Origin of the sequence: Pseudundibacterium arcticum (assembly GCF_042646465.1) — a bacterium.
In the GTDB taxonomy this organism is placed as follows: Bacteria; Pseudomonadota; Gammaproteobacteria; order Burkholderiales; family Burkholderiaceae_D; genus Undibacterium_A; species Undibacterium_A arcticum.
This window is the reverse complement of record NZ_JBHRTP010000012.1, coordinates 1-23197: the sequence shown is the minus strand read 5'-3', so window position 1 is coordinate 23197 and position 23197 is coordinate 1. Positions and strand designations below refer to the sequence as shown.

Annotated in this window: 33 protein-coding genes and 2 tRNA genes; 16 read left to right on the top strand and 19 right to left on the bottom strand. The window is 57.1% G+C overall.

Annotated elements, in window-relative coordinates:
• Positions 1-3 precede the first annotated feature (3 nt).
• From glmM to ACFOFO_RS05400, 4 genes are all read left to right on the top strand, one after another.
• A complete protein-coding gene (gene glmM, locus ACFOFO_RS05415) occupies positions 4-1341 on the top strand; it encodes a phosphoglucosamine mutase (protein WP_390323591.1) in 1338 nt (445 codons plus the stop codon).
• A gap of 112 nt (positions 1342-1453) precedes the next feature.
• Positions 1454-2140, top strand: a complete 687-nt coding sequence (locus ACFOFO_RS05410; RefSeq protein ID WP_390331053.1) for a winged helix-turn-helix domain-containing protein — start codon at positions 1454-1456, stop codon at positions 2138-2140.
• A 207-nt stretch (positions 2141-2347) separates the two neighbouring features.
• A tRNA-Pro gene (locus ACFOFO_RS05405) sits at positions 2348-2424 on the top strand.
• Between the two features lie 91 nt (positions 2425-2515).
• Positions 2516-2592 (top strand) — tRNA-Arg (locus ACFOFO_RS05400).
• Positions 2593-2661: 69 nt separating this feature from the next.
• Here the strand turns inward: ACFOFO_RS05400 and ACFOFO_RS05395 are convergent.
• The 18 genes from ACFOFO_RS05395 to ACFOFO_RS05310 all read right to left on the bottom strand — a co-directional run bounded on the left by ACFOFO_RS05395 (position 2662) and on the right by ACFOFO_RS05310 (position 16844).
• Entirely contained in the window at positions 2662-3717 is a 1056-nt protein-coding gene (locus tag ACFOFO_RS05395) for a tyrosine-type recombinase/integrase (protein WP_390323593.1), read from the bottom strand.
• Complete coding sequence (locus tag ACFOFO_RS05390) at positions 3701-3946, bottom strand: DUF4224 domain-containing protein (protein WP_390323595.1); 246 nt, start codon at positions 3944-3946, stop codon at positions 3701-3703. The genes ACFOFO_RS05395 and ACFOFO_RS05390 overlap by 17 nt, the downstream gene beginning before the upstream one ends.
• A gap of 1 nt (position 3947) precedes the next feature.
• Positions 3948-4664 carry a hypothetical protein gene (locus ACFOFO_RS05385; RefSeq protein WP_390323597.1) on the bottom strand — a complete coding sequence of 239 codons (717 nt, stop codon included), beginning with the start codon at positions 4662-4664 and terminating at the stop codon, positions 3948-3950.
• Positions 4661-5575, bottom strand: coding sequence for a DNA cytosine methyltransferase (locus tag ACFOFO_RS05380; RefSeq protein ID WP_390331051.1), 915 nt, complete (start codon positions 5573-5575; stop codon positions 4661-4663). Before ACFOFO_RS05380 ends, ACFOFO_RS05385 begins: the two co-directional genes overlap by 4 nt.
• Positions 5572-6876 (bottom strand): reverse transcriptase domain-containing protein, encoded by a 1305-nt coding sequence (locus tag ACFOFO_RS05375; protein ID WP_390331049.1) that lies wholly within the window; start codon positions 6874-6876, stop codon positions 5572-5574. The genes ACFOFO_RS05380 and ACFOFO_RS05375 overlap by 4 nt, the downstream gene beginning before the upstream one ends.
• A complete protein-coding gene (locus tag ACFOFO_RS05370; RefSeq protein WP_390331048.1) occupies positions 6873-7727 on the bottom strand; it encodes a four helix bundle protein in 855 nt (284 codons plus the stop codon). Before ACFOFO_RS05370 ends, ACFOFO_RS05375 begins: the two co-directional genes overlap by 4 nt.
• A gap of 61 nt (positions 7728-7788) precedes the next feature.
• Complete coding sequence (locus ACFOFO_RS05365; protein WP_390331046.1) at positions 7789-8532, bottom strand: SUMF1/EgtB/PvdO family nonheme iron enzyme; 744 nt, start codon at positions 8530-8532, stop codon at positions 7789-7791.
• Between the two features lie 43 nt (positions 8533-8575).
• Positions 8576-9268: a hypothetical protein gene (locus tag ACFOFO_RS05360; protein WP_390323609.1), complete on the bottom strand. Its 693-nt coding sequence runs from the start codon at positions 9266-9268 to the stop codon at positions 8576-8578.
• A 104-nt stretch (positions 9269-9372) separates the two neighbouring features.
• A complete protein-coding gene (locus ACFOFO_RS05355) occupies positions 9373-9636 on the bottom strand; it encodes a KTSC domain-containing protein (protein WP_390323610.1) in 264 nt (87 codons plus the stop codon).
• A 54-nt stretch (positions 9637-9690) separates the two neighbouring features.
• A complete protein-coding gene (locus tag ACFOFO_RS05350) occupies positions 9691-10629 on the bottom strand; it encodes a hypothetical protein (protein WP_390331045.1) in 939 nt (312 codons plus the stop codon).
• A complete protein-coding gene (locus ACFOFO_RS05345) occupies positions 10619-11197 on the bottom strand; it encodes a hypothetical protein (RefSeq protein WP_390323615.1) in 579 nt (192 codons plus the stop codon). Before ACFOFO_RS05345 ends, ACFOFO_RS05350 begins: the two co-directional genes overlap by 11 nt.
• Before the next feature lie 2 nt (positions 11198-11199).
• On the bottom strand, positions 11200-12228 hold the full coding sequence (locus ACFOFO_RS05340) for a hypothetical protein (RefSeq protein ID WP_390331044.1): 1029 nt from the start codon (positions 12226-12228) through the stop codon (positions 11200-11202).
• A 119-nt stretch (positions 12229-12347) separates the two neighbouring features.
• Positions 12348-12521 carry a hypothetical protein gene (locus tag ACFOFO_RS05335; protein ID WP_390323620.1) on the bottom strand — a complete coding sequence of 58 codons (174 nt, stop codon included), beginning with the start codon at positions 12519-12521 and terminating at the stop codon, positions 12348-12350.
• A 91-nt stretch (positions 12522-12612) separates the two neighbouring features.
• Positions 12613-13491 carry an SUMF1/EgtB/PvdO family nonheme iron enzyme gene (locus ACFOFO_RS05330; RefSeq protein ID WP_390323621.1) on the bottom strand — a complete coding sequence of 293 codons (879 nt, stop codon included), beginning with the start codon at positions 13489-13491 and terminating at the stop codon, positions 12613-12615.
• 643 nt (positions 13492-14134) lie between these two features.
• Positions 14135-15118, bottom strand: coding sequence for a hypothetical protein (locus ACFOFO_RS05325; protein ID WP_390331043.1), 984 nt, complete (start codon positions 15116-15118; stop codon positions 14135-14137).
• Positions 15119-15156: 38 nt separating this feature from the next.
• Positions 15157-15693, bottom strand: coding sequence for a thermonuclease family protein (locus ACFOFO_RS05320; protein WP_390331042.1), 537 nt, complete (start codon positions 15691-15693; stop codon positions 15157-15159).
• A gap of 2 nt (positions 15694-15695) precedes the next feature.
• Positions 15696-16010: a hypothetical protein gene (locus ACFOFO_RS05315; protein WP_390323626.1), complete on the bottom strand. Its 315-nt coding sequence runs from the start codon at positions 16008-16010 to the stop codon at positions 15696-15698.
• A 45-nt stretch (positions 16011-16055) separates the two neighbouring features.
• A complete protein-coding gene (locus ACFOFO_RS05310) occupies positions 16056-16844 on the bottom strand; it encodes a LexA family transcriptional regulator (protein WP_390331041.1) in 789 nt (262 codons plus the stop codon).
• Between the two features lie 48 nt (positions 16845-16892).
• On the opposite strand from ACFOFO_RS05310, the gene ACFOFO_RS05305 reads away from it, so the two are divergent.
• The 12 genes from ACFOFO_RS05305 to ACFOFO_RS05250 all read left to right on the top strand — a co-directional run bounded on the left by ACFOFO_RS05305 (position 16893) and on the right by ACFOFO_RS05250 (position 23042).
• Complete coding sequence (locus tag ACFOFO_RS05305) at positions 16893-17192, top strand: helix-turn-helix domain-containing protein (RefSeq protein ID WP_390331039.1); 300 nt, start codon at positions 16893-16895, stop codon at positions 17190-17192.
• 9 nt (positions 17193-17201) lie between these two features.
• A complete protein-coding gene (locus ACFOFO_RS05300; RefSeq protein ID WP_390323632.1) occupies positions 17202-17663 on the top strand; it encodes a hypothetical protein in 462 nt (153 codons plus the stop codon).
• Entirely contained in the window at positions 17660-17821 is a 162-nt protein-coding gene (locus ACFOFO_RS05295) for a hypothetical protein (RefSeq protein ID WP_390323634.1), read from the top strand. Before ACFOFO_RS05300 ends, ACFOFO_RS05295 begins: the two co-directional genes overlap by 4 nt.
• A complete protein-coding gene (locus ACFOFO_RS05290; protein WP_390323635.1) occupies positions 17818-18048 on the top strand; it encodes a hypothetical protein in 231 nt (76 codons plus the stop codon). The genes ACFOFO_RS05295 and ACFOFO_RS05290 overlap by 4 nt, the downstream gene beginning before the upstream one ends.
• A complete protein-coding gene (locus tag ACFOFO_RS05285) occupies positions 18045-18473 on the top strand; it encodes a NinB/YbcN family protein (protein WP_390323637.1) in 429 nt (142 codons plus the stop codon). Before ACFOFO_RS05290 ends, ACFOFO_RS05285 begins: the two co-directional genes overlap by 4 nt.
• A complete protein-coding gene (locus ACFOFO_RS05280) occupies positions 18470-18760 on the top strand; it encodes a hypothetical protein (RefSeq protein WP_390323638.1) in 291 nt (96 codons plus the stop codon). Before ACFOFO_RS05285 ends, ACFOFO_RS05280 begins: the two co-directional genes overlap by 4 nt.
• Entirely contained in the window at positions 18757-20313 is a 1557-nt protein-coding gene (locus tag ACFOFO_RS05275) for a DUF4942 domain-containing protein (protein WP_390323640.1), read from the top strand. The genes ACFOFO_RS05280 and ACFOFO_RS05275 overlap by 4 nt, the downstream gene beginning before the upstream one ends.
• Positions 20310-20726 (top strand): Ref family recombination enhancement nuclease, encoded by a 417-nt coding sequence (locus ACFOFO_RS05270; protein ID WP_390323641.1) that lies wholly within the window; start codon positions 20310-20312, stop codon positions 20724-20726. The genes ACFOFO_RS05275 and ACFOFO_RS05270 overlap by 4 nt, the downstream gene beginning before the upstream one ends.
• Entirely contained in the window at positions 20726-21517 is a 792-nt protein-coding gene (locus ACFOFO_RS05265) for a hypothetical protein (protein ID WP_390331037.1), read from the top strand. Before ACFOFO_RS05270 ends, ACFOFO_RS05265 begins: the two co-directional genes overlap by 1 nt.
• Positions 21501-22151, top strand: a complete 651-nt coding sequence (locus tag ACFOFO_RS05260; RefSeq protein WP_390323644.1) for a DUF6475 domain-containing protein — start codon at positions 21501-21503, stop codon at positions 22149-22151. The genes ACFOFO_RS05265 and ACFOFO_RS05260 overlap by 17 nt, the downstream gene beginning before the upstream one ends.
• Positions 22152-22350: 199 nt before the next feature.
• Complete coding sequence (locus tag ACFOFO_RS05255; RefSeq protein ID WP_390331035.1) at positions 22351-22707, top strand: RusA family crossover junction endodeoxyribonuclease; 357 nt, start codon at positions 22351-22353, stop codon at positions 22705-22707.
• Positions 22704-23042, top strand: a complete 339-nt coding sequence (locus ACFOFO_RS05250; protein ID WP_390323647.1) for a hypothetical protein — start codon at positions 22704-22706, stop codon at positions 23040-23042. The genes ACFOFO_RS05255 and ACFOFO_RS05250 overlap by 4 nt, the downstream gene beginning before the upstream one ends.
• Here ACFOFO_RS05250 and ACFOFO_RS05245 read toward each other — a convergent pair.
• On the bottom strand, positions 23008-23197 hold a 190-nt coding region (locus ACFOFO_RS05245), incomplete at its 5' end, for a hypothetical protein (RefSeq protein WP_390331033.1). The two genes, ACFOFO_RS05250 and ACFOFO_RS05245, sit on opposite strands and share 35 nt — an antisense overlap.

Here is a 23197-nt window from a genome sequence, read left to right as displayed (position 1 = left end):
AAAATGTCACGAAAATATTTTGGCACCGATGGCGTGCGCGGCCTGGTAGGCACTGCCCCGATCACCCCGGATTTTGTGATGCGGCTCGGTTATGCCGCAGGGCAGGTATTAATGCGCGCTGGGTCGGAACTGGCCAAGCCGACCGTTCTGATCGGCAAGGACACCCGGATTTCAGGCTATATGCTGGAAGCCGCGCTGGAGGCCGGTTTTGCCGCCGCCGGCGTGGATGTGATGCTGGCGGGGCCGATGCCGACCCCGGCCGTCGCCTACCTGACACGCGCATTGCGCCTGACTGCCGGCGTCGTGATCTCGGCGTCGCACAATCCATATCAGGATAACGGGATCAAATTTTTTTCCGCCCAGGGTAATAAATTACCCGATGCGGTTGAACTCGCGATCGAAGCGGCGCTGGAGCAACCGATGGGTTGCGTGTCATCGGACAAGTTGGGCAAGGCAAAACGACTGGACGACGCCGCCGGGCGCTATATCGAATTTTGCAAGAGCACATTCCCGAACGAGCTCGATTTGCGTGGCCTGAAAATCGTGACCGACTCCGCTCATGGCGCGGCGTATCACATTGCATCGCACGTGTTTCATGAGCTCGGTGCCGAGGTGATTGCCATCGGTAATCAACCGAATGGCCTGAACATCAATGACGGTTTCGGTGCCACGTCGCCGGCGGCCCTGTCCAAGGCAGTGCAGGAGCACAAGGCCGATATTGGTATTGCACTCGATGGCGATGCCGACCGGTTGCTGATGGTCGATGCCAGTGGTCGGATTTATAACGGTGACGAATTGCTGTACGTGATCGTCAAGGACAGGATGGCTACCGGGCCCGTTCTCGGTGCTGTCGGCACCCTGATGACCAACATGGCGCTTGAAGTCGCATTTGGGGAAATGGGCATTGGCTTCGCGCGCGCCAAAGTCGGGGACCGTTACGTGCTCGAAGCATTGAACGAGCGGGGCTGGCAACTGGGCGGCGAGGGCTCGGGGCATTTACTGTGCCTCGATAAGCACACCACCGGCGACGGCATCGTGTCGGCACTGCAAGTGCTGTCGGCGCTGAAACGCAGCGGCAAATCGCTAGCGCAATGTACCGAACAACTGACGCTCTACCCACAGACGCTGATCAACGTCAAGGTCGCGGCCGGTTTCGACTGGCAAAAAAATGCGGCGATGGTGGCTGAAAAAGAATATGTCGAGCGCGAGCTCGGCGACAGCGGGCGCGTATTGATTCGCGCGTCCGGCACCGAGCCCTTGATCCGGGTGATGGTCGAGGCAAAAAATGCACACGATGCCGTACAGATGGCGCAGCGTATCGCTAAGACAGTGCAGGTCTGAAGCCGTCGCATTGACTTTTCCTTTGTCCTTGTCATTGGTCCGGCGTCGGCGATCATGATCGGGGCCGGTCAAGCTGCGGCCGGCACGCACCATACACGATACGATATTTACAATGTCCCACATTTTGATCGTCGAAGATGAGCACGGCATCGCCGAGTTGTTGCGATTTACGCTGAACGACGCCGGCTTTGTGCCGGAGATCGTGTACAACGCAGAAGACGCACGGCGATCGGTCGCAGGGATTCTGCCGCAAGCCATTTTGCTGGACTGGATGTTGCCGGATGCACCCGGTTTGTCGCTATTGCGGGAATGGCGGAATGCGTCGCGTACCGCCGAGCTGCCGGTGATCATGCTGACCGCGAAAGGAACGGAAGAGGACAAGGTCAAGGGCCTGAACGCCGGTGCCGACGACTACATTACCAAGCCGTTTTCACCGAAGGAATTGATCGCGAGGATTCAGGCACTGCTTCGACGCAAGGTGCCGGAGTTGGGGCAGGGTGCGCAGACGATTGGCGTCGTGATGCTCGATGGCGAGCGCAATCAGGTCAGCGTGAGCGGACGGCATGTCGAACTGGATCAGGCCGAGTTCAAGTTGTTGCGCTTTTTGATGGCGCATCCGGCCCGACCTTTTTCGCGTGCGCAGTTGCTCGACAAGGTCTGGGGCGATCACGCGTTCATCGAGGAGCGAACGATCGACGTCCATATCATGCGTCTGCGCAAATCTCTTGGTGCCGCCGCCGATTACGTGAAAACGGTGCGCGGCGTCGGTTATATGTTTGCCCCGGAAGCGGAGTCGTGACGCGGTGCGCGATAACGATGACGATCGCATCGTAGCCCATTGCGCGACCACGGTTTTGGGTACGATATGCTGGGGGTCGGCTTCAACCGATGCATGGAATCCGATCTGATTTCGTCCGGTAATTTTGTGAGTGCCGGCAATATTTTTGCAGGTAATTTCACTAAACCCGTTGACCGAAATATTGAACTGCGCTATGATTCTGTTCTTCGGAGTGTAGCGCAGCCCGGTAGCGCACCTGGTTTGGGACCAGGGGGTCCAAGGTTCGAATCCTTGTACTCCGACCAAGTTTTAAAGAGCGGGCTGTCTATGACAGCCCGCTTTCATTTCCGGAACAATATTCTGCACCGAAATATTCTGTTACCTTAGATCTTCTGACTGTCCATAGCTCAGTTGGATAGAGCATCAGCCTTCTAAGCTGAGGGTCGCAGGTTCGATTCCTGCTGGACAGACCACCCCGTAAGGCTTTCACAAGAGTAGATACTAACTGCTGTGCTATAGATTTAGCACTGTGCTATTCGATTTCACCGAAGGGGCTTTACACGTTCGGGTTTGCGCCGGTAAATGCGATCGGTCACCCGGCTATCGGCATGCGCCAGCAACGATCGGGCGTGCTCCAAAGTCTCTGCATCGCTCGCGCACTTCGCGCGTAGATCGTGCTCCGTAAATACCTCGACCACCTTCGTCTCTTCCAGCACGCGGACCATGAAGCGCTGCCACACTGAATCCCACCCGCTGGCCGTACCCTTGGCCTCGTTGATATACCCGGTTCCTTTGCGCGTGCAGAACAACCAGGGCGCTATGTTCACGGGTCGAACCGCCTTTGCCGAATTGACGGCCGCGCGTACTTCTTCTGACCATTCGATGATGATCTTTTTGCCGGTGCTATGGCTCGTCTTGTGCGGAGTGACGTGGATACCGTCGTCGCGCAAATCGGATTCTGTCAGACGCAATAGATCGCCGCGGCGCAGGCCAGTGAGTAACTTCAAACGCATGTACGCCTGAAGCATCAAGATACTTCCCTTCTTGCGCTTGGTCGATAGCGCTAGGCATTCGATCAGCTCCCAGTCCTCGATGTACCTGGTGCGCGGCGGTTCACCTTCCAGTCGCACCTCGCCCTTGAACGGGTGCCGATCGATGTAGCCCCACTCGACGGCCTTGGTGAAGGCGTGCGACAGCACATCGACGGCACGGTGCGCGGCGACCTTCGTATCTTTGCGCTTGTCGACATACATGTAGACCATCTGCGGTTTGATGTCGGCCAGCGCCTCATTTCCAAACGTGGCGCGCAGGTTCGCGATTGCCCGGTTGTTCTCCACTTGGGTGCGGGCCGCTTTCGTCGGCACGACTTCAATCGCATAGCGGTCGAGCAGTTCGGCGACCGTGTTCGACTTAACCGGGCATTCCATCCGCGACGCCCATACCTTGTAGGCCTCGGGCAGCGATGCGCCGAGCCGGAATTTTTTCTTGCCATCCCAGCCGGCCTCAAGGCCTGGCGGCACCTGATAGTAGTAGGCGCCGTGCGTATGCTGCCAGCGCTTCGGCAGGCCTTTATTTTCTTTGTTACGCGGCTTTGGCATGACGTGTTCCTACTGATACGGCGGCATCCCAGTTCGGGCCGGCCGACTTCTTTGCAGCTTTTACAGTGACGGTAGCGCCCAGCTGCTGCTCGACGTGGGTGCGCAGGACGATCAGGCTGCCGTCGTTGCGAATCTTGTGCACGATGCCCAGCACCTGCAGCATTTCAGCCTGCGCACCATACCGCGTGCGCTTGGTGAGTTCTTTGATTTCGTCGGGTGTGAGGAACATATTACGGCAACTTTCTAAATTCGACGACCCACACCCACGGATTTTCAGCCCACGATCCGGCGCCGTTGATGGATTCCCATAAATGGCGGTAGTCATCGACCGCTCCATCGCCGCATCGTGGAGCTTCACACATAACGACATCACCACCTTCCATATAGGCGCCGGCACTTCCGCATCGAGAACAAACTTCTCCTTCTTCCGGGATGCCCTCGGCCAGTGCATCGGCCTCGCTGATGTCCTGCAGCCGTTCTACGCGCACCGAGACGATTTCCAGATTGATGCGGCTATATTTCCGGCGCATGTGAATGCTTGGTATCCATTTCGGCACATCATCGCCTTGCGAGCCATCCGGCCAATCGCCGGGCAAGCACTGCCCGTTGGTGTCGGCGCGATACTCGATAGTGATGCCTTGCTCGTCATCTGGCGCGTACTCGCCAGGCCAGATCTTGGCATGTGTCTCCCGCACCCACAGCCGGTCGCCTGGCTGACCGTGGGGGCACATGATTCGCGCCATTTCGTCGCCGACCCATGTATCCATTACAAGGTCGTCTTTCCGGTTAAGAAATTGCAGCCGCTGGCAGTTCATTCCTTCTTTCTCAATCGGCCGCGGCTTCACGATCCGCCGCGTCTGCGTCTTGCTGCCATCCAGCAAGGCGCGCACCATGGCGCCCTGAAACAGGATTGGGCGCTCTTTTTCCGGGGAAATGAGGTCGGTCATGCGGCTTCCTTGAGTGCGTTGATAACGTCCCGCGCAACAGGCGGGCAGACGGCGTTGCCGAGCATGTGCACCGCGAGACGGTGCTGCGCTGGAAGTTGGTAGTCAGTGGGGAAGCCCATCGCCGCCCGGCATTCCTGTGCTGAGAACATGCGCATTCGGTCGCCGTCAATGATCGCGTGCCGGTCGCGCGTCGTGACGGTACCGACCGGGCGATTCAAGGACCGCCCGCCACGCTCGTTGCCGTAGTAGCTGGAAATGAATCGATGACCGTGGATCCGGCGCCCCTCAGCAATGCGCGCCAGCGTGTTCTCCGCGCGTCCCGCCTTCTCGATTGGCTGCCACTTACCCGCATCGAAATCGATAAACGAACTGGCCGGCACACGGTCCCGGAGCGGGAATTGAAGCATCAGCGGGTGTTTGCTGCGCGTCGCCACGATGAACAGCCGCTCACGGTGCTGCGGGACGCCATGATCTGCGGCGTCGATGATGTGCGGCGCCACACAGTAGCCAAGCGCTTCCATGGCCATGCGCCACGCCGGATAGAGCGACCATTGCACGAATTCCGGAACGTTCTCAATCACGGCGAACTGCGGCCGATGGTATTCCGCCGCCGATACGACAGCCCACGCAGTCGATCGGCTGGCGTCATGCTGTGGATTGCCGGACAACTTGCCGCGGGCCTTGCTGTGCCCTTGGCAGCACGGGGAGGCGAGCAGCAGATCATGCGCCGGCACGTTTTCCCAGTTTGCCTGATGCAAGTCCTGACATACGTGCTGCGCGTCCGGATGATTGGCCGCGTGCGTGTCTACTGCTTGCTGCCAGTGGTTCGCCGCCCACACGACATTGCAGCCGGCCATCTGCGCGCCTGTTGAGAAGCCGCCGGCGCCGGCGAAGAGGTCGATTGCGTTCATGCAGCTTTCCTTTGAAGGGTTGATCCGGTGTGGCTAAAAATTGCCAGATAAGATTCAAGGGTTTCCGTTCTGTCGAATCCGCCGCATTCATGCTGTCGGAGGCGGTGCAGGTAGCGGCCGCGTACATATTTACCGGCTGATATGTGCGCCGGCCACGCGACGTAACCCAAGAACGGCACGCCGGCCGACGTCGGTGCCAGGCGAATCTTCTTTGGGTGGATCGTCAGGCCGTCGAGCGCCAGCTTCTGGACGATCTGACTGCATATCGCCTGGAGCGCTTCAGGCGTTTCACCCAGAATCACCATGTCATCCACGTAGCGGATGTATTTCTTGATGCGCAGGGTTTGTTTGATCCAGTGATCGAAGTCGTTCAGGAAGATGTTCGCGAACAGCTGGCTGGACAGATTGCCGATCGGCATGCCCTTGGTTGCAGTCTGCCGATACATGCTGTCAGGCGGAAACAGATCGTCGTACTGGCCATCAGTTCGGAACGAGTCGACCAGGGCGATCAGCAGCTGGCGAAGGTCGTTATCGCCGATGTAGCGCGACACCCGCGATTTCAGGATGTCGTGGTTGACCGAATAGAAATACTTGGAAATGTCGAGTTGCAGCACCCACTTGCTGGACGGAGCTCGGCAAAACTCAGCCAGGCGTCGCACAGCAGCATGGGTGCCGCGTCCTGGCAGATTGCCGTAGGTGTCATGGATGAAGCGTGGCTGCCAGATTGGCAGCATGTAGTCATACAGCATCCAGTGGACAACACGATCCTTCATCGGCGCATCGACGACGTGGCGAAACTTCTTCTCGCGCACCGTGAATGACTTGTAGGGTCCGAAGCTGTAGGACCGGCTTTGCAAGCGCTCCTGAATGATCGTCAGGTAACGCAGCGGATCTTCGCCAAATTGCTGGACGCGCAGGCGCTTTGATTTATTTCTCTTCGCATTCAGCCAGCAGTGGTACAAGTTCGACAGGCCGGTCAGTTGCTTAAAATCTGACGGGGGTTTGTCGTTACCGCGTTCCGCCGCGGCGCTCGTAAGCCCCGCAGCGGTTTTCGGTTTGGCTTGTTGCCGTGCTTTCGGGGTTATTTCCCCAGGAGACTCTCGACCAAGAATAGACTTTCCATGAGCAAGCTCGATGTCTAAGCATGTAATTTTTGGGTCAGCGGAAGCCAACGTTGTCGTTGTCGTTGTCGGGCCAGTCGTTGTTGAGATTGAACGCGCCGGCATTGTCGTCCGAGTTCCAGTAGCTGCCCCGGATGAGCGCATTGCCAGACTTTCCAGAAAGCCCCCTTCGTTGATCATGGTCGTACTCCTACGGAGCGGATTAAGCCGCCCAGGAGCCTGCCAAGCTCAACGGCTAAGCCAACTCGATGCTCAAATGCGAATTTGAGATTGCTTAACCTTGGAGCCTGTGAAAGATAGTGCTTGAGCAGGTCGACATCAGCGGAAATCAGTCGGAGCAGGGCGGGTTTATTGTCTTCGGTACCATACGAAAAGATGCCGTGCATGATGCGACCCATGCAAACACGGACATTCTCGCCATAGCTAACGCGCAGATCGCGCGGCATCTTGATGATGTCCTGCAGCAGCTGCATGTCGAGATCCTGCGCTTGCGACTTGAGTTTGAATCCGGACGTGTCAGGGTTTGCCAGGATGTGCTTGGCGGCGGCCTGATTGACCTGGCCGCGCTGGCGCAGATCGTTGACAACCTGCTGAACGATCTCGTCCGTAACGGCCGCGAGCACCGATGACTTGTCGGTGGCCTGCTCGGAGACGTACACCGTGTGGCCGGCTGCCTGGGTGCCGAGCGCCACGACGTAAGGGATACCGAATTCCTCGGTCATCGACCACAGCCGACGCTTGAAATTTCCAGCAGGAAAGCCGACACGCAGGTGCGGATCTTCAGCGGTACCGAGCAGCTTGAGCTGGTAGTTTTTGAGAGTGCTCAGCGCGTGGGCTGTCTTGTCAAAGCCATGGAGGAACTTGCCCGCCTGGATCAGGATCAGATGCCCGGGGTATTGCGCTTCCAGCGTCTTGGCGACGATGGCGAGCGGATCCGCTTTGCCGAGGCCGACGTCGACACCTTTGAACGCGGTGATCGAGAATTGGATCAGCTCGTCATCGGTTGGATGCTGCGTGTCTACTCGTTGCATGATTAAATTTTCATTTTTGTTGTGGAAGGCCACCGCTTACGCGGCGACCGGTGACCAGAGATCAGAGACCCGAACTAGGTTTGGTGCAGCGGAAGCCAACGTAGCCGTCGTCGCAGCCGGGCCAGCCGTAGCCGAGAACGAACGCGCCGGCACGGTCGTCCGAGCCCCAGCAGCCGCCCCGGACGAGCGCACGGCCAGACCAATCACGACCAGCGTCAGGGCGCCAGCCGGTACCCTTCTCCATAGAGGGGAAGGGCGCAGTGGCGATCGATGCGGAGTCCGCGGCGAATGGCTTGGCAACCAAGCCGCCATCGTCGCCTTGGACGTTGTCGAATACCCAGGAGAATGCATTGCCGGAGATGTCGTAAATGCGTTCGCCGTTCGACAGCTCGAACCAGCGGCGCTCATCCGGATCCTCGGGTTCGAAATTGCCCGGCTGAGCTTCGTCGACCGTATCGTTGCGCAGGCCCTGGAAAAGAGCGCCTTCGCCGACCTTGCCGCCGGTCCAGTTGATGTCTTGGTTGGCGATGTCATGCGCGATTGCGAGGTATTGCAGTTCGGTGATCAGCTTGAACCCGGCGGCTTCGCACGCAGACTTTGCATCGTGATAGTTGATTTCTACCCATGGCACGCCAGTGGCAGATACCGCCGCCTGGTTGTTTTCATCCTCAGTGCACAGGTATTGGCCGACTTGGAATGATGGAACAGTCACGCCGTTAGGCAGAGTGACATCCGGTACCGTAACAAAAAGGGATTGCTCGACCGCTGCGACTGCTACGGTTTCTGCTGTTGTGGCTGTATTCATGATTCTCCTTGGTGGGTGATGCAGATAAATCGAAATGCGGCTGTTAAATATCGTCCAGCGTTTCAACTGCGCCGGGCAGTGGGAACCATGTCGGCAGCGCTTCAAAGCTCTCGCGCATTTTCATGATTCCGCCGAAGCATTCCAGTTCGCCGATGCCGCCCAATACGAAAGTCAGCGGACTGTCGCTATCGCGCGTGAAAAAGCGGATTGATTCACCGAAACTCTTACCGATGGCAAGTGCGTCATGCAGGTAGCGCGGGTTGACTGCACCTGAAATACCCTCCTTGTAGCCGATGGTGCTGGCCACGCGCTCAATGCGCGGAAATGCGCACTCGATCAATGAATTCCCGGGTTGGATGAAAAGCGGTTGCGCTACCTCGCCTGACAGCATTGCATTGCCGTTCGACATCACGTCCAGCGTGTGCTTGGCATTCGTGGCGTGCTTCAATGCATCCTTGCTGATCGCGACAGTGATTTCTTTTTCAGCGAAGCCATGAGGGTCACGTACGACGATATAGCGATGCCCATCCGTGGCAACGACCATCACAGTGCCGTCTTCCAGTGGGCGGATATTGATGCCGTTTAGGTAATAACGGATGTCCTGTTGCGCGACGAACGGGAACACAAGTTTCACGGCAACCGCGCTGATCCGGGCAATCAAATGATTTTCTTCGCTTGGTGCACTGTCTTCAGTTCCAGCGATTGCCATTTGTTCGGGTGTGGTAGATGCGTTCATTGGTTATCCTGGTGGATGGTGCATGTGGCGTGTATTGAATTCAGCCCGGATTACCTCGCTATCGCAAGGTGTACGGCTCCGGGCGGCCTCGGAAGTACTGCGCGCTACGACACCTTCACGTAAGGGTGGCGATCGGGATGCGGCTTGATCACTTTGCCGAAGTGGGAGCCGATGGAGTCGGCGTTCTTGAAAGCCGCGAAGGCCTCGGCATCGAAATTTGCGTAGTGGTAGACGCTGCCGGGGCCGGACTTAGACGGGAACTGGATGGCCAGCGTGTTGGTTTCGCTGTCGTGGCCGATGGCCGCGATCTCGGAGGATTCAACGGCATCCATTGCGATGACAGGACGTGCGTTGATTTCGGTAGACATGGCGTTTCCTTTGGTGGTGAGATGATTAAGCTGCGCGGGCGAGATTGGCGCGCGCTATGCGGCGCGTGCTGACATCGTTTCTTCGGCATAGGCTTCCACGCCGGGAATATTCATGTTGTTCTTGAGCGCCTTGGCCATGCCATTGAGCGGCGTCATTTTCACGTCGACCCAGTCCAGGCATTCTGGATGCGTGGCGATGAAGGCCAGCAACGCGGCTTTGTCGGTGATCCGCGCTTTCCACGTTTTCGAGGTCGAGATACCCGATACCTTGGACATCGTTTGTACGGCTGGTGCGGTCATGACGACGGCGGACAGTTCCAGCGCGGCGATGTTTTCATAGGACTGCGCCGCGTTGGCTTCGGCATCGACTTGGGCTTGCTCGGCAGCTTGTTTTGCTGCTGCGGCATCGGCCTCTGCCTTATTCGCTGCATCGATCGCGGCTTGGGCTTTCTTGGCTGCGGCTTTGTCGCCTGCTTCTGCTGCGGCTTTGGCATCGGCTTCTGCTTGAGCTTTCGCGGCTTCAGCATCGCGACGCTCTTGCTCAGCCTTAGCCTGTTGTGCGGCGACTTCACGCGCCTGGCGGTCAATCTCTTCCTGTGCAGCGCGGGCTTCTGCCTCGATACGCTGGCGCTCCTTACGGGCAGTTTCGTCAGCAATGCGCTGCAGCTCGGCGGCCTTGCGCTGCTCTTCCTGTTGGAATGTCAACATCTTGGATTTCAAGACGGATTCCGCATCGGCCAGCCATTGCGCCGGCTCGCGGTATTCGTTATTGATACGCTTGACCTCGTTATTCAATGGGCCGACTTGCTCGGTGCGTTGATCTTCGATGCGCTTTTGCAGAGCCTTGACGCTTTTCAGGTCATCGGCTGCGGCGCCGTGCATTTCAATACTGTCAACGACATACGCATTGGCGACCGCGAGAAACGAAGTCGACTTTTTGAATACCGTCAGGTCTTTCGGCGGGACTTCGATGGTGATGATGTTATTTTCCATGACGGGCTTTCCAGTTGTGTACGGTTAAAAGTGAAAGGAACACGGCAAAGTCGTTTGCTTCCGTAAAAGGCTCCAGGCGGTAGGTGCTATCGGCACGGAGACCAAGCGCGTAGCGGTGCGTGACGGCCAATCCTGCGTCCACGTGCGCCGCTTGATACGCGGCCAATTGAATGCCGATCACCGGGCCCAGCGTCAGCATCTTCTTGATGTCAACCACCGCCAATTTCCCTTTGATTGTGCCGGTACGGTCGGACGTGCCGCAGTAGCGGTATCTCTTGTGATACATGCGCGCTTCGATCGTGACCGGCTCGAAGCCGGTATCGGCGCGGAACTTCTTCCAGGCATCGAGATACGGCACCATTTCAGAATCGAGCGCATCCTCGTCCAGATCGTCCTGATCGTGGAGTTCGGTCATCTTGTGGACTGCCTGACCTAGCAAGCGGCCGCGCTCCAGGACTTCAGGATTCACCATCGAGTAGTCGACAAGCGGCTTCAGGATGGTTGTCACGCCTGGCACGATCACGCCATTGAAGCGATATTCGTGCAGGGAATCGTTGAAGGTCAGCATGATCAGGCGGCCGGGTTCCGGATCCAGTCCAACACTTCTTGGAAGCGGTCTTGGGTCAGGTCGCCCAGCTTCACACCGAATTTCGCGAACAGATCAGCGGAGCCAAGTGCATCGGCTTCCATCTTGGAATTGATCAGGTTGATCTGCGATCCGGACAGAAGCTCCGACGATGATGCTGGTACCGATTGGCTGGCAGCAGCTGCCGGTTTTGTTTCGGCTGGCTCCTGCGCATCTGTTGCTGCGGCTTCTGTTTTGGCTTTCGCCGCCGATTTTGACTGTGGCATTTTCGGCGTTGCTGCCGGCAGATCTGCATTCGAGAAGGCCTGTTCCGGTGTCGTGTCGCCGTCTTTGATGGCTGTCAGGATCCCGCGCAAGGTCACCAATTTTTCCAAGCCGATGTCTTCGATGCCGGACACGCCAAGCGTTGCGCATATCTGTTCTTGCGTCACGCCGTAGGACTGGAATGCCTTGATCGCGTCGGCACGGCGGTTCGCCAGCGTTTTGAAGTCGCCCATCACAGTAGCGCGTGCGGCGTCGTACATGTCCGCCCAGAAGGCTTTCGGTACGCCTTTCAAGATGGCATTACGCAGCGCGATGGAACAGGCCGCGTTCGCTGTGACGCCGATCATGTCGGTCGCAAAGCGGCGGCCGGCTTTATCCGTGATGCGACGTTGCACCTCGTAGGTGATGGCGACGTTCTTTTCGAGGTCATGGAAAACGCCTTGGGCAGTGACAAACTCGCCCTGGTCGCTGACCACGCGGGCGCCGGCACGGCTATTGCCCCATGCGGAGGCGATCACCTCGGCAAAGCGTGCGCTCGGTCCTTCAATGGTCTTTCCGCCGCGGGGCAGGGAATAGATGCATTCACCGGCAATTTTCTCGGTCAACGTCACCATCTGCATGGTTTCGTCGCGAAACTTTTTGATCGAGCGCGGGAATTTGTGCGCCGTCGCGACTTGTTGTTCGATTTCCGACTTATTCAGCAGCGCGATCGTGCCGCTTTCAATGGTCATGACTTCTTGTTCTTCCACGTGATGCTCCTGGTGATGGTTTGAAATTGGTTAAAGGCTGCGTAGCCCGGGTTTGATCCGGATGCGCAGTCGGCGCAAGATCGCAAGCCAGCGCCCGGTGCGGCAGGTCTGGATGCGTGTCATCGCAGCCTCACCACCGGTTGGTCGAGCACCCATTTGCTGCCATCGCCAGCGCAGCGCAGGTAGGTCACGCTGCGCAACCATTGGCGCCGCGCATGACGAACTGCGGAATGGTCGAGGTAGTCGGTGCGCGGAAACAATCGGACGGCTCGCTTCAACAGTTGAGTGCTCATATGGACGCTCCTTATGGAATCGGTGCTTCGGTTGAATCGCCTTGTGGTCACCGCTTCGCAGTGACCACAAACCAGGGATCAGAGGCCCGAGCTACTTGGTGCAGCGGAAGCCAACGTTGCCGTAGTCGTCGTCGGGCCAGTCGAGGCCGAGATTGAACGCGCCGGCATAGTCGTCCGAGAAGCAGCAGCCGCCCCGGATGAGCGCACGGCCAGACCAATCGCGCGCGCTATCCGGGCGATACCCCAGGCCTTTTTTATCGGACGGATAGGGGGCAGTCGATTGCGACGGAGATTCGAGGGTGATGGTCTTGGCGATCAATCCTTGTTCATCGCCTTGGACGTCATCGAATACCCATTGGAAAACGTTCCCGTTGAAGTCGCAGATGCGGGACCCGTTCGACAGGACCAGCCAGCGGCGTTCTTCGGGATCTTTCGACTGGAAATCACCCGGCTGCGCGCTGCTGACGTTGCCCTTGCGGATGCCTTGGAACATGGTGCCGTGACCAACGCGGCCTTCGGTCCAGTTCTCGGCCTGCTGCGACGCGTTGTAAGCGATCGCCAGCCATTGCGTTTCGGTGATCATCGAATAGCCAGCGTTTGTGCATGCTTGCTTGGCGGATTGAAAATTGATTTTGGTCCACGGCTTGGCGGTCGCGCTGACCTCTACTTTTCCGTCGCCGCCGTCACTGCTGACATATTGCGCAACCTGAAAAGCAGGGACGACAATGCCGCCGGGCAGCTTGGTTTCAGGTACGGGAACAAAGCCCGGAGCGATCGGACCATTGCGCAACTGGAACAGCAGATCAGGGGAGCCAGTGACCACCGCATCGCCGTTCAAGATCAGGCTCTGGCCGCGGGCATCTGCATATTTATCCAAGCCCTCCCACTTGTCGACGTGGAACAGGCCGCGCACTGCATTGGCGCCGGCGCGGACGGTGAAGCTATGCTCTTGCGTGAGTTCGATGTTCATTGCTGTCCTTTTCAAGATGCTGCGTTCGGAATTCAGTGCCGGTCTATTCCCGGCTGCCAGCGCGTTTATGGTGTGTTTGCCTCACCCCCGATTTAGCTCGGAACGCTGTCCGCAGTTATCGAAATCGGACGCTACGTGTTGCTCGGTTGGTGCCCGGTACTCAGCGACCGGGCCCGCTGCCCTGCATTCGATCCCGCTAACGCTCTCAGGCACATATGGCGATCCTTCAGTGCGGGATAGAACTTTGCTGAATCACCGTGAATACTTCAGCACTTCTTTATCTCGGCTTGCGGCCTCGAACCGATGGGTAAATCGTTACTTCAAACCTCGCATCGCCAGAAACTCTTGGAAGCTCATTTGCTCCAAGTACGCGCTGGCCAGGTATTCGCGGAACAGTTCTTTCGTTGCTGGTCTGGTCATTTGGCGGCCTGTGCGGTTTGTGATTCGATGGAGTAATATTAGTCCTACTGATTTAATAAGTCAACAGTCCGACTAATAAAAAATTAAATATTTTTACGGCAGCAAAACAACAGGCGTAAAAAAACCGCCGAAGCGGTCAGGTCGTGCGGGGGAGGACGTAAGGGTGGAGGACGTAAAAAAGCCCGCACGGGGCGGGCTTCAGGTTTGTCAGGCAGAAAACTATCTAGGCGGCTTCTGGCTGCAATTGAACAGAAATGACAGTTGCGGTAGTGATTTCGCCGCGCAATGAGTGTGCATTGATGCTGAGATAAACCGGCTGGCGGTCCCACTCTGCACTTTGAAGCATCTTGATTTGATCCTGTTGCAGGCTGTGGTCCAGAAAACTGGCCATGAATTCTTTGCTGTCGCTGACGCGCTTTATTCGCAGTTTGATTTCGTTTGGGTGCCGGAGATCGGTGGCGGTGATCAGGTAAGTCCCATTCAATTGCACTTCCTGTGCCTCGCTGCGCTTTGTAATGCCAATAACCTTGGCCGTCGCGTTGTCCATCTCGACTGAATTGACGGTGAGGCTTTTTGCGTCACCCGTAGCGCGCACGATTTCGTTGCGTGCATCATCAAAGTCGGCTTGGGCATGTGCCAATTCAGGGGTATGTTTCAGGGCACGCGCAAATATTTCCAAACGCTTGGTTTCTTCCTGGCTGAGCGCCATCTTTGTCAGCGCCTTTTGTTCGATTACTTTGTCCTCGCTACGGTTCTTTAGATAGGCCTTATAGGCCAATAGGCTGGCGCCTGCGACTGCCACACCGACGATGGTGATTGCTAACAATTCTGGAGTCATTTTATCCGCCACGGAGGTCGCCAGTTTTTCGGCGAATTTACCCAAGTCTACCGTAATTAGCGAGCTGCCGCTCTCTACTTTAGCCTTGAATTGTAGATCTTGCCGCTCTTCTGCTGTCAGGCTTCGTGCATTGGTGGAATGATGAACGGTTCTGGCGTAAGTGCGGTTGATGGCATGCTGTATCTCTACCAGTGCGCCTGCCATGTCGGGCGTGATCGTGCTGTCATAGCCATCGCCTTCGAGTTTAATTTCGATTAGCGGCCAATGGTCAAACTTGAGTGTGAAAGCCTTGTCACCTAATTGTTGGTCGAGCGCTTTTTGGAGTAAGTCGAACGCGTCCTTTTCGTTTTTTATGATGACTTCATTCAAGCCGATTCCCCCTGTGTATTTGAATTCATTATTGAAGATCAACACCCATACCGCTTGCGCCCGTCGACCAGCTGGTAGCGACCACCGCGCGGGCCGGTGACACAGCCGAATCCATCAGCCACATGCGTCACGACCGGATGCCGGAACTCCCACGGCGGCATAGGCTCTTTGTCAGCCCACAGACCACGCCGCGCGGCGCGCGCGGCATTCTCGACCGCTGGCAATGACGCATCCCTGTTGTATTTCGGATAGACCCATGCCATGCCGCGCTCAACTTGGGAGCGATTGGCGTCAATGCCGGCGCAAGTGACTCGCGCGACGGTACGGACGTATTTGTCGATGGTCTGCGCCTGGTACCTCGCATCCTTACCCCAACACAGGTCAGAGAGCGACTGTTTCGAGCGCTGACCGAATGCCTGTTTCTTCTCCGGCGCATCGATGTCGGCCAGTCTGATTTTCAGCGGGGCCCGGTCCACGAGCAGCGTCAGTGTGTCGCCGTCAGCAATGCCGATGACTTGGTGGGCGTGAGCTGGCAGCATGCATACCAGTAGCAGGGCCGGGATGAGCTTTTTCATTACTAATCTGACACCCCAGCAGCCTTGCAATCGGATTTTTCGGTGATCTTCCAGACCTTATAATTTTCCTCATCTTTTGCCTGCAGATATGAGGCCGAGACCAATCCAGCCTGAGCACACGCATCCATCGCCGAACCGTTTCGCTTAGCAATTTGGTATTCGGCCACCGCTTCAGATGCGACGGTTTTCTCGATAGCTCGCAAGTCTTTGTCAGCCTGTTTCTCCATGCCGCCACCAAAAAAATACCAGACGCCGGCGGCAAGAATGACCAAGCCAAGGATCGCTTGTGTTGGGCTCGTTTTTTTATCTTCTGTCATGATTGCATCCCCATTTCGGCATCCTGGCGTGCCGCTGCGCCGACTTCAAAATACGTCTTCACTTTTCCAGACCTTGATGACACGGGCTAGCACTTCAAAATCCATATCTGGCGTAATTGTCCATGTCTCGAACTCGGGGTTGCGCGAGATCGCCCGTAGCCCGACGCCAGGCACCCGTTGAATGCTCTTTATGAAGCCCTCTTCACCGACGCGAAAAAAATAGACCGCATCGGTGTCAACGCTCTTAACGCCGCGGTCTACCAGTAGGGGATCGCCAGGATTGAACATGCCGAGCATTGACGGCCCGAAACCGGTCACAATGCAAAGGTTTTCGACTCCACTGTGATTTCTTACATTCTTGCTGACCCATTCCGGCGTTACGCGCCAGCTGTGAATCTCCCCACGCAATCCTTGCAGCACAATTCCACGTCCCATTGACCCGCCAATTCCAAGATATTGCGGTATTTCGACATCATCTGAATTTGTTCTGGCAGCCGGCACTGCTGCGACTGTCGCCGGAGCTGCGTACTTCGCGGCCTGCTTTGCCAGGGTTTCGCTGAAATCAGACACCGCACACTCGATCATGGCGGCAATTTTTGTTGCCGCATCTAGATTCAGCGGGATTCTGCCGTTCAAATATTGACTCAACGCACTTTGCCCAAAGCCAAGCAATTCACTTGCCGTCTCTTGGGAAACCTTGTTCCCGCTATCGCGCTGCCTGTTCTGCCATTCCTTAAATATTGACTTTAGTAAGGCGGCTTCGGCGCGTTGGCTTGGAGTTAGTGGGTTGGCTGGCATGGATTGCACGATATAAGCAAAACTAATCAATATCAATTAGTCTGACTGTTGACTTTATCAATCAGTCGGACTAATATAATTGGCATGAACCAATTCCAAATCATCAGAGAGCGCTTAGGCGTTACACAAGCCGCAATTGCAGATGCCATCGGGGTGACGCAGGGAAACGTGTCGCACTACGAGAAAGGGCAGACAGTCCCACCAGACGTTGCACGTCGTCTGATCGAATATGCCGAAAAACTCGGCCACGCAATTACTTTTAACGATGTGTATGGCATGGACCAAGTTGCCCATCACGAATCCATCGAAGAAGCCACCCGCAAGCGCAACGGCGGCATCCGAACACACGGCGACCATCACGACCGAGACAACATCAGTAAGTGATTTTTTGGCATGGCGATTTGTCATGCCTTTATTTTGTCCTTATCAATGAATCAACACGGATCAATTCCAATGAGTCAACTTGAACTGTCGATCAAACCACCGATGCAAGAGTTAGACACGGCAACGGTTGCCAAGCAGCCGACGCTTACCGGCTCGCTTATTTTGTGCCAAACGCTGGCTGGACTGGAAGACAAAGAACTGTGCGGCAAGGGCGGCGTCATCAACGAAACCGCCACGTGGTCGCGCATCAAGAGCGGCGCCAATCATTTCCCACAAGACCATTTGATCAAGTTCATGGACGTGTGCGGCAACGAGGCGCCGTTGATCTGGCTCGCGGATCGCCGTGGCTATGTTCTGACGCCAAAAGAAACCGAATGGGAGCGTCAGTCCCGTATTGAGCGTGAAGGCCGACTGAAAGCGGAAGAAGAAAACCGTCTGCTGCGCTCGCTACTGATGGGGAAATCTGCATGAATATCCAATCCCGCAACGCCATCGAGCAACACGCCCGCGAAGCCTACATGAACGAGCAGGACGACAGCGCCTGCCGTTATCCGTATGGCAGCACCGAACGCAATATCTGGATCGACGAGTTCGTCAAATGCGCGGAGCGCGAGGAGTTTGACGCATGAGAGCCGTCAACGGAGCCGGCTGGCAGGTCGAAATCTTGAACCATCCACATGGATGGACCGGCTGTTCACTCACTTTCAAAACGAGGGATGAAGCTAAAGCCGAGATGCCACTGCACGCGATGCACCGGCCTGACCGCGACTTCCGCGTCTACGAAATTCTGACAGTGAAGGCGCCTGAGCCGACGCCAGCGGAAAAGCTATGGGCGCTGTTTGGAGTGGCAGCATGACAGCATTGGTGGCCAATAGCGCCGAATCGCTGCAAAGCGCCATTGGCGAACTGCGCGATCTGTGGAATCGGCATAAGTTTCTGCGCATCAGCATCAAGGCCGGCAAGGATCGCAGCATTCCCCAGAACGCGATTACGCATGTTTGGTATGAGCAGATTGCGCGCGAGCTGCGGGAAGATAACGCGCTCGGCTGGAAGTGTTATTGCAAGCTGCATCACGGTGTGCCGATCTTGCGCACCGAAGATGACGAGTTTCGCGGTACCTATGACGCCGTAATTAAGCCACTGAGCTACGAGCAAAAGCTGATCGCAATGCGCTGCTGGCCGGTTACTTCCTTGATGACCAAAGAGCAGCTAAGTAAATACGCGGAAGCGATCCAGGCTGATTTTGTGCCGCGCGGTGTGCGCCTGGAGTTCCCGGCATGAGAATCCACGCCACCGCCGAAACATCGATCGCCTGCTTTCATGGCCGCGTCCAGACGATTTCTTCCGACCAGCAATCCCTGATTGTTTGCTGCATGGCGCCGAACAAAGACTACTCGATGCAGGAACTGGCGATCTTGACCGGCCTGCAGACGTCGACCCTGAGCGCACGCCTGTTCGAGCTGCGCAAATTAGGCACGGTCGAGCACGCAGCAAAGCGCCCATGCTCGATTTCCGGCGTGACGATCTGGCCGCACAAGCTGGCGTCTGAACAGCTGGAGTTGCTATGAGCGAATTAATGGAGATCGTTGACGACACCCGCGAATTCTTTGCGCCAGTGTCGTCTGACGTGATCGACGGGCTACTCGCTCAGTACCAACAGCAGCGCAGCTACATCGACCACATAGCCGGGATAGCCTCGGGCGACATGGGCAACGCGATCAACTGGTTTATCGACGGCAACCGGGACCGGGCGTCACACATGCCAGCGGTCGAGCGCCTGTTTGCCCCCGCTGGCGCGATTGCCTCGCTCAATTCGCGCTACTGGTCCGACACGCTGGCGCTGACCGATGTCTACAGTGCCATGCCGCAGGCGCGCCGGGACGAGTGGAACAAGTCAATCAGCGACAAGGCGACGCCGGAATACACGGAAGACACGGTGCGATCGTCGCTGAATGGCTGGCTGGCCGACCGTTCAAAGTTCTTCGCTGAACGCGTTGATGGCATCTTCCGCAACTTGTCTGGCGATCACGTCACCAACTGCCCGCAAGGGTTCAGCAAGCGCATGATCCTTGCTTACGTGACCGAGAACGGCTACCACAGCACGTCGCGCGCTGGCCTGATCAACGATCTACGTGCCGTTATTGCGAAATTCATGGGGCGCGATGAACCCGCTTGGAATGCGACCAACGTCATTGTCAGCATGGCACGCAAGCAGTCCGGCCAATGGCTGACGCTGGATGGCGGGGCGCTGCGGATCCGCTGCTACAAGATCGGGACCGCGCATCTCGAAGTGCATCCGGACATGGCATACCGGCTCAATCAGGTGCTGGCCGGCATGTACCCGCGTGCCATCCCTGCCGAGTTCCGCACCAAACCGAAGAAGAAGGCCAAGGAATTCCAGATGATGGGCCGGCCGCTGCCGTTTGCGGTGCTCGACATTATTCGCGAGATGCGCCGGGAGCGTGGCACGAACAATTACATGTTCGGCTATGGAACCAAGGAAAGCCTGGTAGCCAAGGAAGAGGCGCTTCGCGTCGTGATCGGTATCGGCGGCGTGTTGAGCAAGTGCGGCGGCATTGACTTCGAGTATGACCCGCAAGAGGCCATGAACGAGATAATCGCGTCGGGCTGCATTCCTGATCGAGTCGCGCATCAGTATTTTCCAACACCGGAGCTGGTCGCGCGCGCCGCCGTCGAAATGGCAGACATTGGCCCCGCGGACATCGTGCTAGAGCCGTCGGCAGGGCAAGGTGGTATTGCTGACTTCCTGCCGATGGCGCGCACGCGCTGTATCGAGATCAGCGAACTGCATTGCAAGATCCTCGCCGCGAAGGGCTTCGATGTTGCACGCGCCGACTTTATCGATTGGGCCGCTAAAACGGCCGATCGCTTCGACCGAATCGTCATGAACCCTCCTTTCAGCGATGGCCGCGCGCTGACGCATTTGCTGGCCGCTGCAGAACTGGTGGCGTCCGGTGGTCGCATCGTGGCTGTGCTGCCTGCCTCGCTCAATGGCAAGGACGTGCTGCCAGGCTGGTGCGTCACCTGGTCGGAAGTGTTCGAAGGGGAATTCGCCGGCACGAGCGTATCGGTTGTGATTCTGGCGGGAGTAAGGGTATGAACCGATCACCGATGAAAAGATCGCCCTTTACCCGCGTCGGGATCCTCGCGCAATCCAGCTTCCAGCGCACAGCACCTGCACGTAAGGTGAAATTGAAATCGAAACAGAGGGGCGTGACTGTCAACGAGCAGATGTATTGGGATCGACTTGCATCTGAAATAGGTTGCGTCGCTTGCCGCATTGCGGGCCGCCAGACGAGCAATTACGTGTCGATCCACCACATTGACGGCCGAACCAAGCCGGGCTGTCACAGCCTCGTTCTGCCCCTCTGCGCTGGCTGTCACCAGCAGGGCACCGGTAACGATAAAACCCTGGTCGCCATTCACCCGAACAAAAGCCGATTTGAAAAGCTGTATGGGTCGCAGCTGGAATTAAAAGCCAAGTGCGACGCGATTTTAGGAGTGGGAAAGTAATGGCTGGGGAATGGATCAAGATGCGCACCAACCTCTGGGATGACCCCAGGGTGTCGCAATTGTGCGACCAGACTGGTGCTAGTGAGGCTGCAATCGTCGGCGCCCTGTACTGGCTGTGGTCCGCTGCTGATGAGCATACAGAAAATGGCGTCATGCCTGGATTAAGTACCGGAGCTATTGACCGCAAGACTGGTATCCGTGGCATTGGGGCTGCACTGGTTGCGATCGGCTGGGTTGACGACACCGAAGGCGGCATCACTATTAACCACTTTGATGAACATAACGGCGCATCGGCAAAGAGCCGCGTTCTCACTGCAAAACGTGTCGCAAATCACAAAGCTAACGCTCAGGTAACGCTTCCACCGTTAGCGGAAGAGCAGGACACCGTTAGCACTGCGTTACCTAGAGAAGAGAAGAATAGAGAAGAAAAGAAAGAAACAAAGTCAAAAACAACTACACCGCCTGACGGCGATCTGTTCATCGGGATTGATCCGCAGATCGTCACTGACTTCAAAGCCATGCGGACCAAGCAGCGGGCAGCCGTCACGAAAACTGCGATCGACGGCATCCAGCGCGAAGCCGGCAAAGCAGGGCTGAGCCTTGCTGACGCATTGACGATCTGCTGTGAGCGCGGCTGGCGCGGATTCAAGGCCGAATGGGTGCTGCAGCCGAATCGGGCATCGCCGGCATCTGGGCCTGTCTCGCAACTGGGTCGCGCCGGCCAAGCTACCGCAGCCAATGCGCAACGACTGATCGAAAAAATGAGGGCCGAAAATGAACAAGCAAGCTGATTTCGTGAAGTTCGTCACGCTCTTGACCGGGATTGCCGACTACTACGGCAAGGAGTTGTCGGAGGGGGTCATTTCGCTGTACTGGCAAGGGCTGCAGCAGTACGACCTGAAAGCGGTCGAAAAGGCGCTGTGGGAGCATACACAGAACCCGGACAGCGGCCAGTTCATGCCGAAGATCGCGGACGTGACGCGCGGTCTGGCTGGGCGCACCACGGACCAGGCCGCGCTGGCATGGTCGAAGGTCGATGGCGCGGTGCGCCGGGTCGGCACCTATTCCGATGTCGTATTCGATGACCCGGTGATCCATCGCGTGATTGCCGACATGGGCGGCTGGATCAAGTTCGGCACGCAAACGGAGGACGAATGGCCGTTCGTTTCCAACCAATTCCAGACCCGCTATCGCGGCTACAAGCTGCGTGGCGAGGTGCCGGAATACCAGCCGGTACTGATCGGCATGTCGAACGCCTACAACGGTAAGGAGGGGTTCAAGAGCCAGCCGCCGATGCTGATTGGTGACGAGGCGAAGGCCAAGCAAGTATTGCTGGCCGGGACCAACGAGCAGTTGATTCAGATGCGGCTGGCCAGCGATTCGATCACCGATGGCGCGATCAAGCGGATCGGGACCGCAGCATGAAGTGTATCGACTGTCAGCACGTCGATTTTCGTGCATATCCGAAACACAGTGCTGCCGGCGTAGCGCCCTGCAAACAGCAGGTCAAGCTACCGAGCGACTTCATTGTGTTTGAGAGCATGGATCATGACCGCCATTGCGCCAAGTTTGAGGCGGCGCCGGCGGATGTGGTGGCAAAGCGGATTACATGGAGGGCGAAACAATGATCAGTTTCAATCTGCCAATGGCGCCGACCATCAACCACTACTACGGCAACCGCCCGCACGGTGGCAAGTTCATCAAGCCGGCCGGCGTCGCATTCCGCAAGGAAGTCGCCGTGATCGTCAAGGCGTTGGGGCTGCCGACACTGACAGGGCGGGTAAGGCTCGGCGTGAAGATTTCGCCGGCAACCCGCGCGCGTCAGGATCTGGACAACAGACTGAAAAGCTTGCTGGACGCCTTGACGCATGCCGGCGCATGGATTGATGACAGTCAGATTGACTACTTGACCATTGAGCGCGCCGCGGTAATCAAAGGAGGATCGATTTGCATATTTATTGCAGACCTGGGGGAAAAATGAACATCGGATCAAAACAGCGTGACGCCGGCATGGCTGCAATCGAGGACTTACTCGAGTCAGGCGAATGGCTGATTGTCAGCGAAATAGCGCCGCAAATTGATGTCAGCGTTGACGTCGCCCGGAAATGGTTAGGCAGCATGGTAGTCGCCGGCATGGTGGAGATGGATATATCTAGTCGCAAGATCAAGGGGCAGACGGTGCGCCAATACCGAAAGGGCGATGTCTCGGTGATCAAGCGCGAGCCGGTGGCGGTCCATGTGCATCGCGATGAGTTGGTATCCGCGCTATTTGGGCCGCCGATTAAAGCCTTGATTGTTCTGCGCCGCGCGGCATAGCATGCGTCGAGGCGATTACCGGGATCCGTTGGTTATCCTCATTGAGCGCGAGAGTCGGACCTGCAAAGGCTGCGCATTCGCCAAGGTCGCTTGGGATCGGCAGTTTTGCAGCAAGGGGCGCAGTTTCGGCAAGCGGTGTAAGAATTATGTTGAAG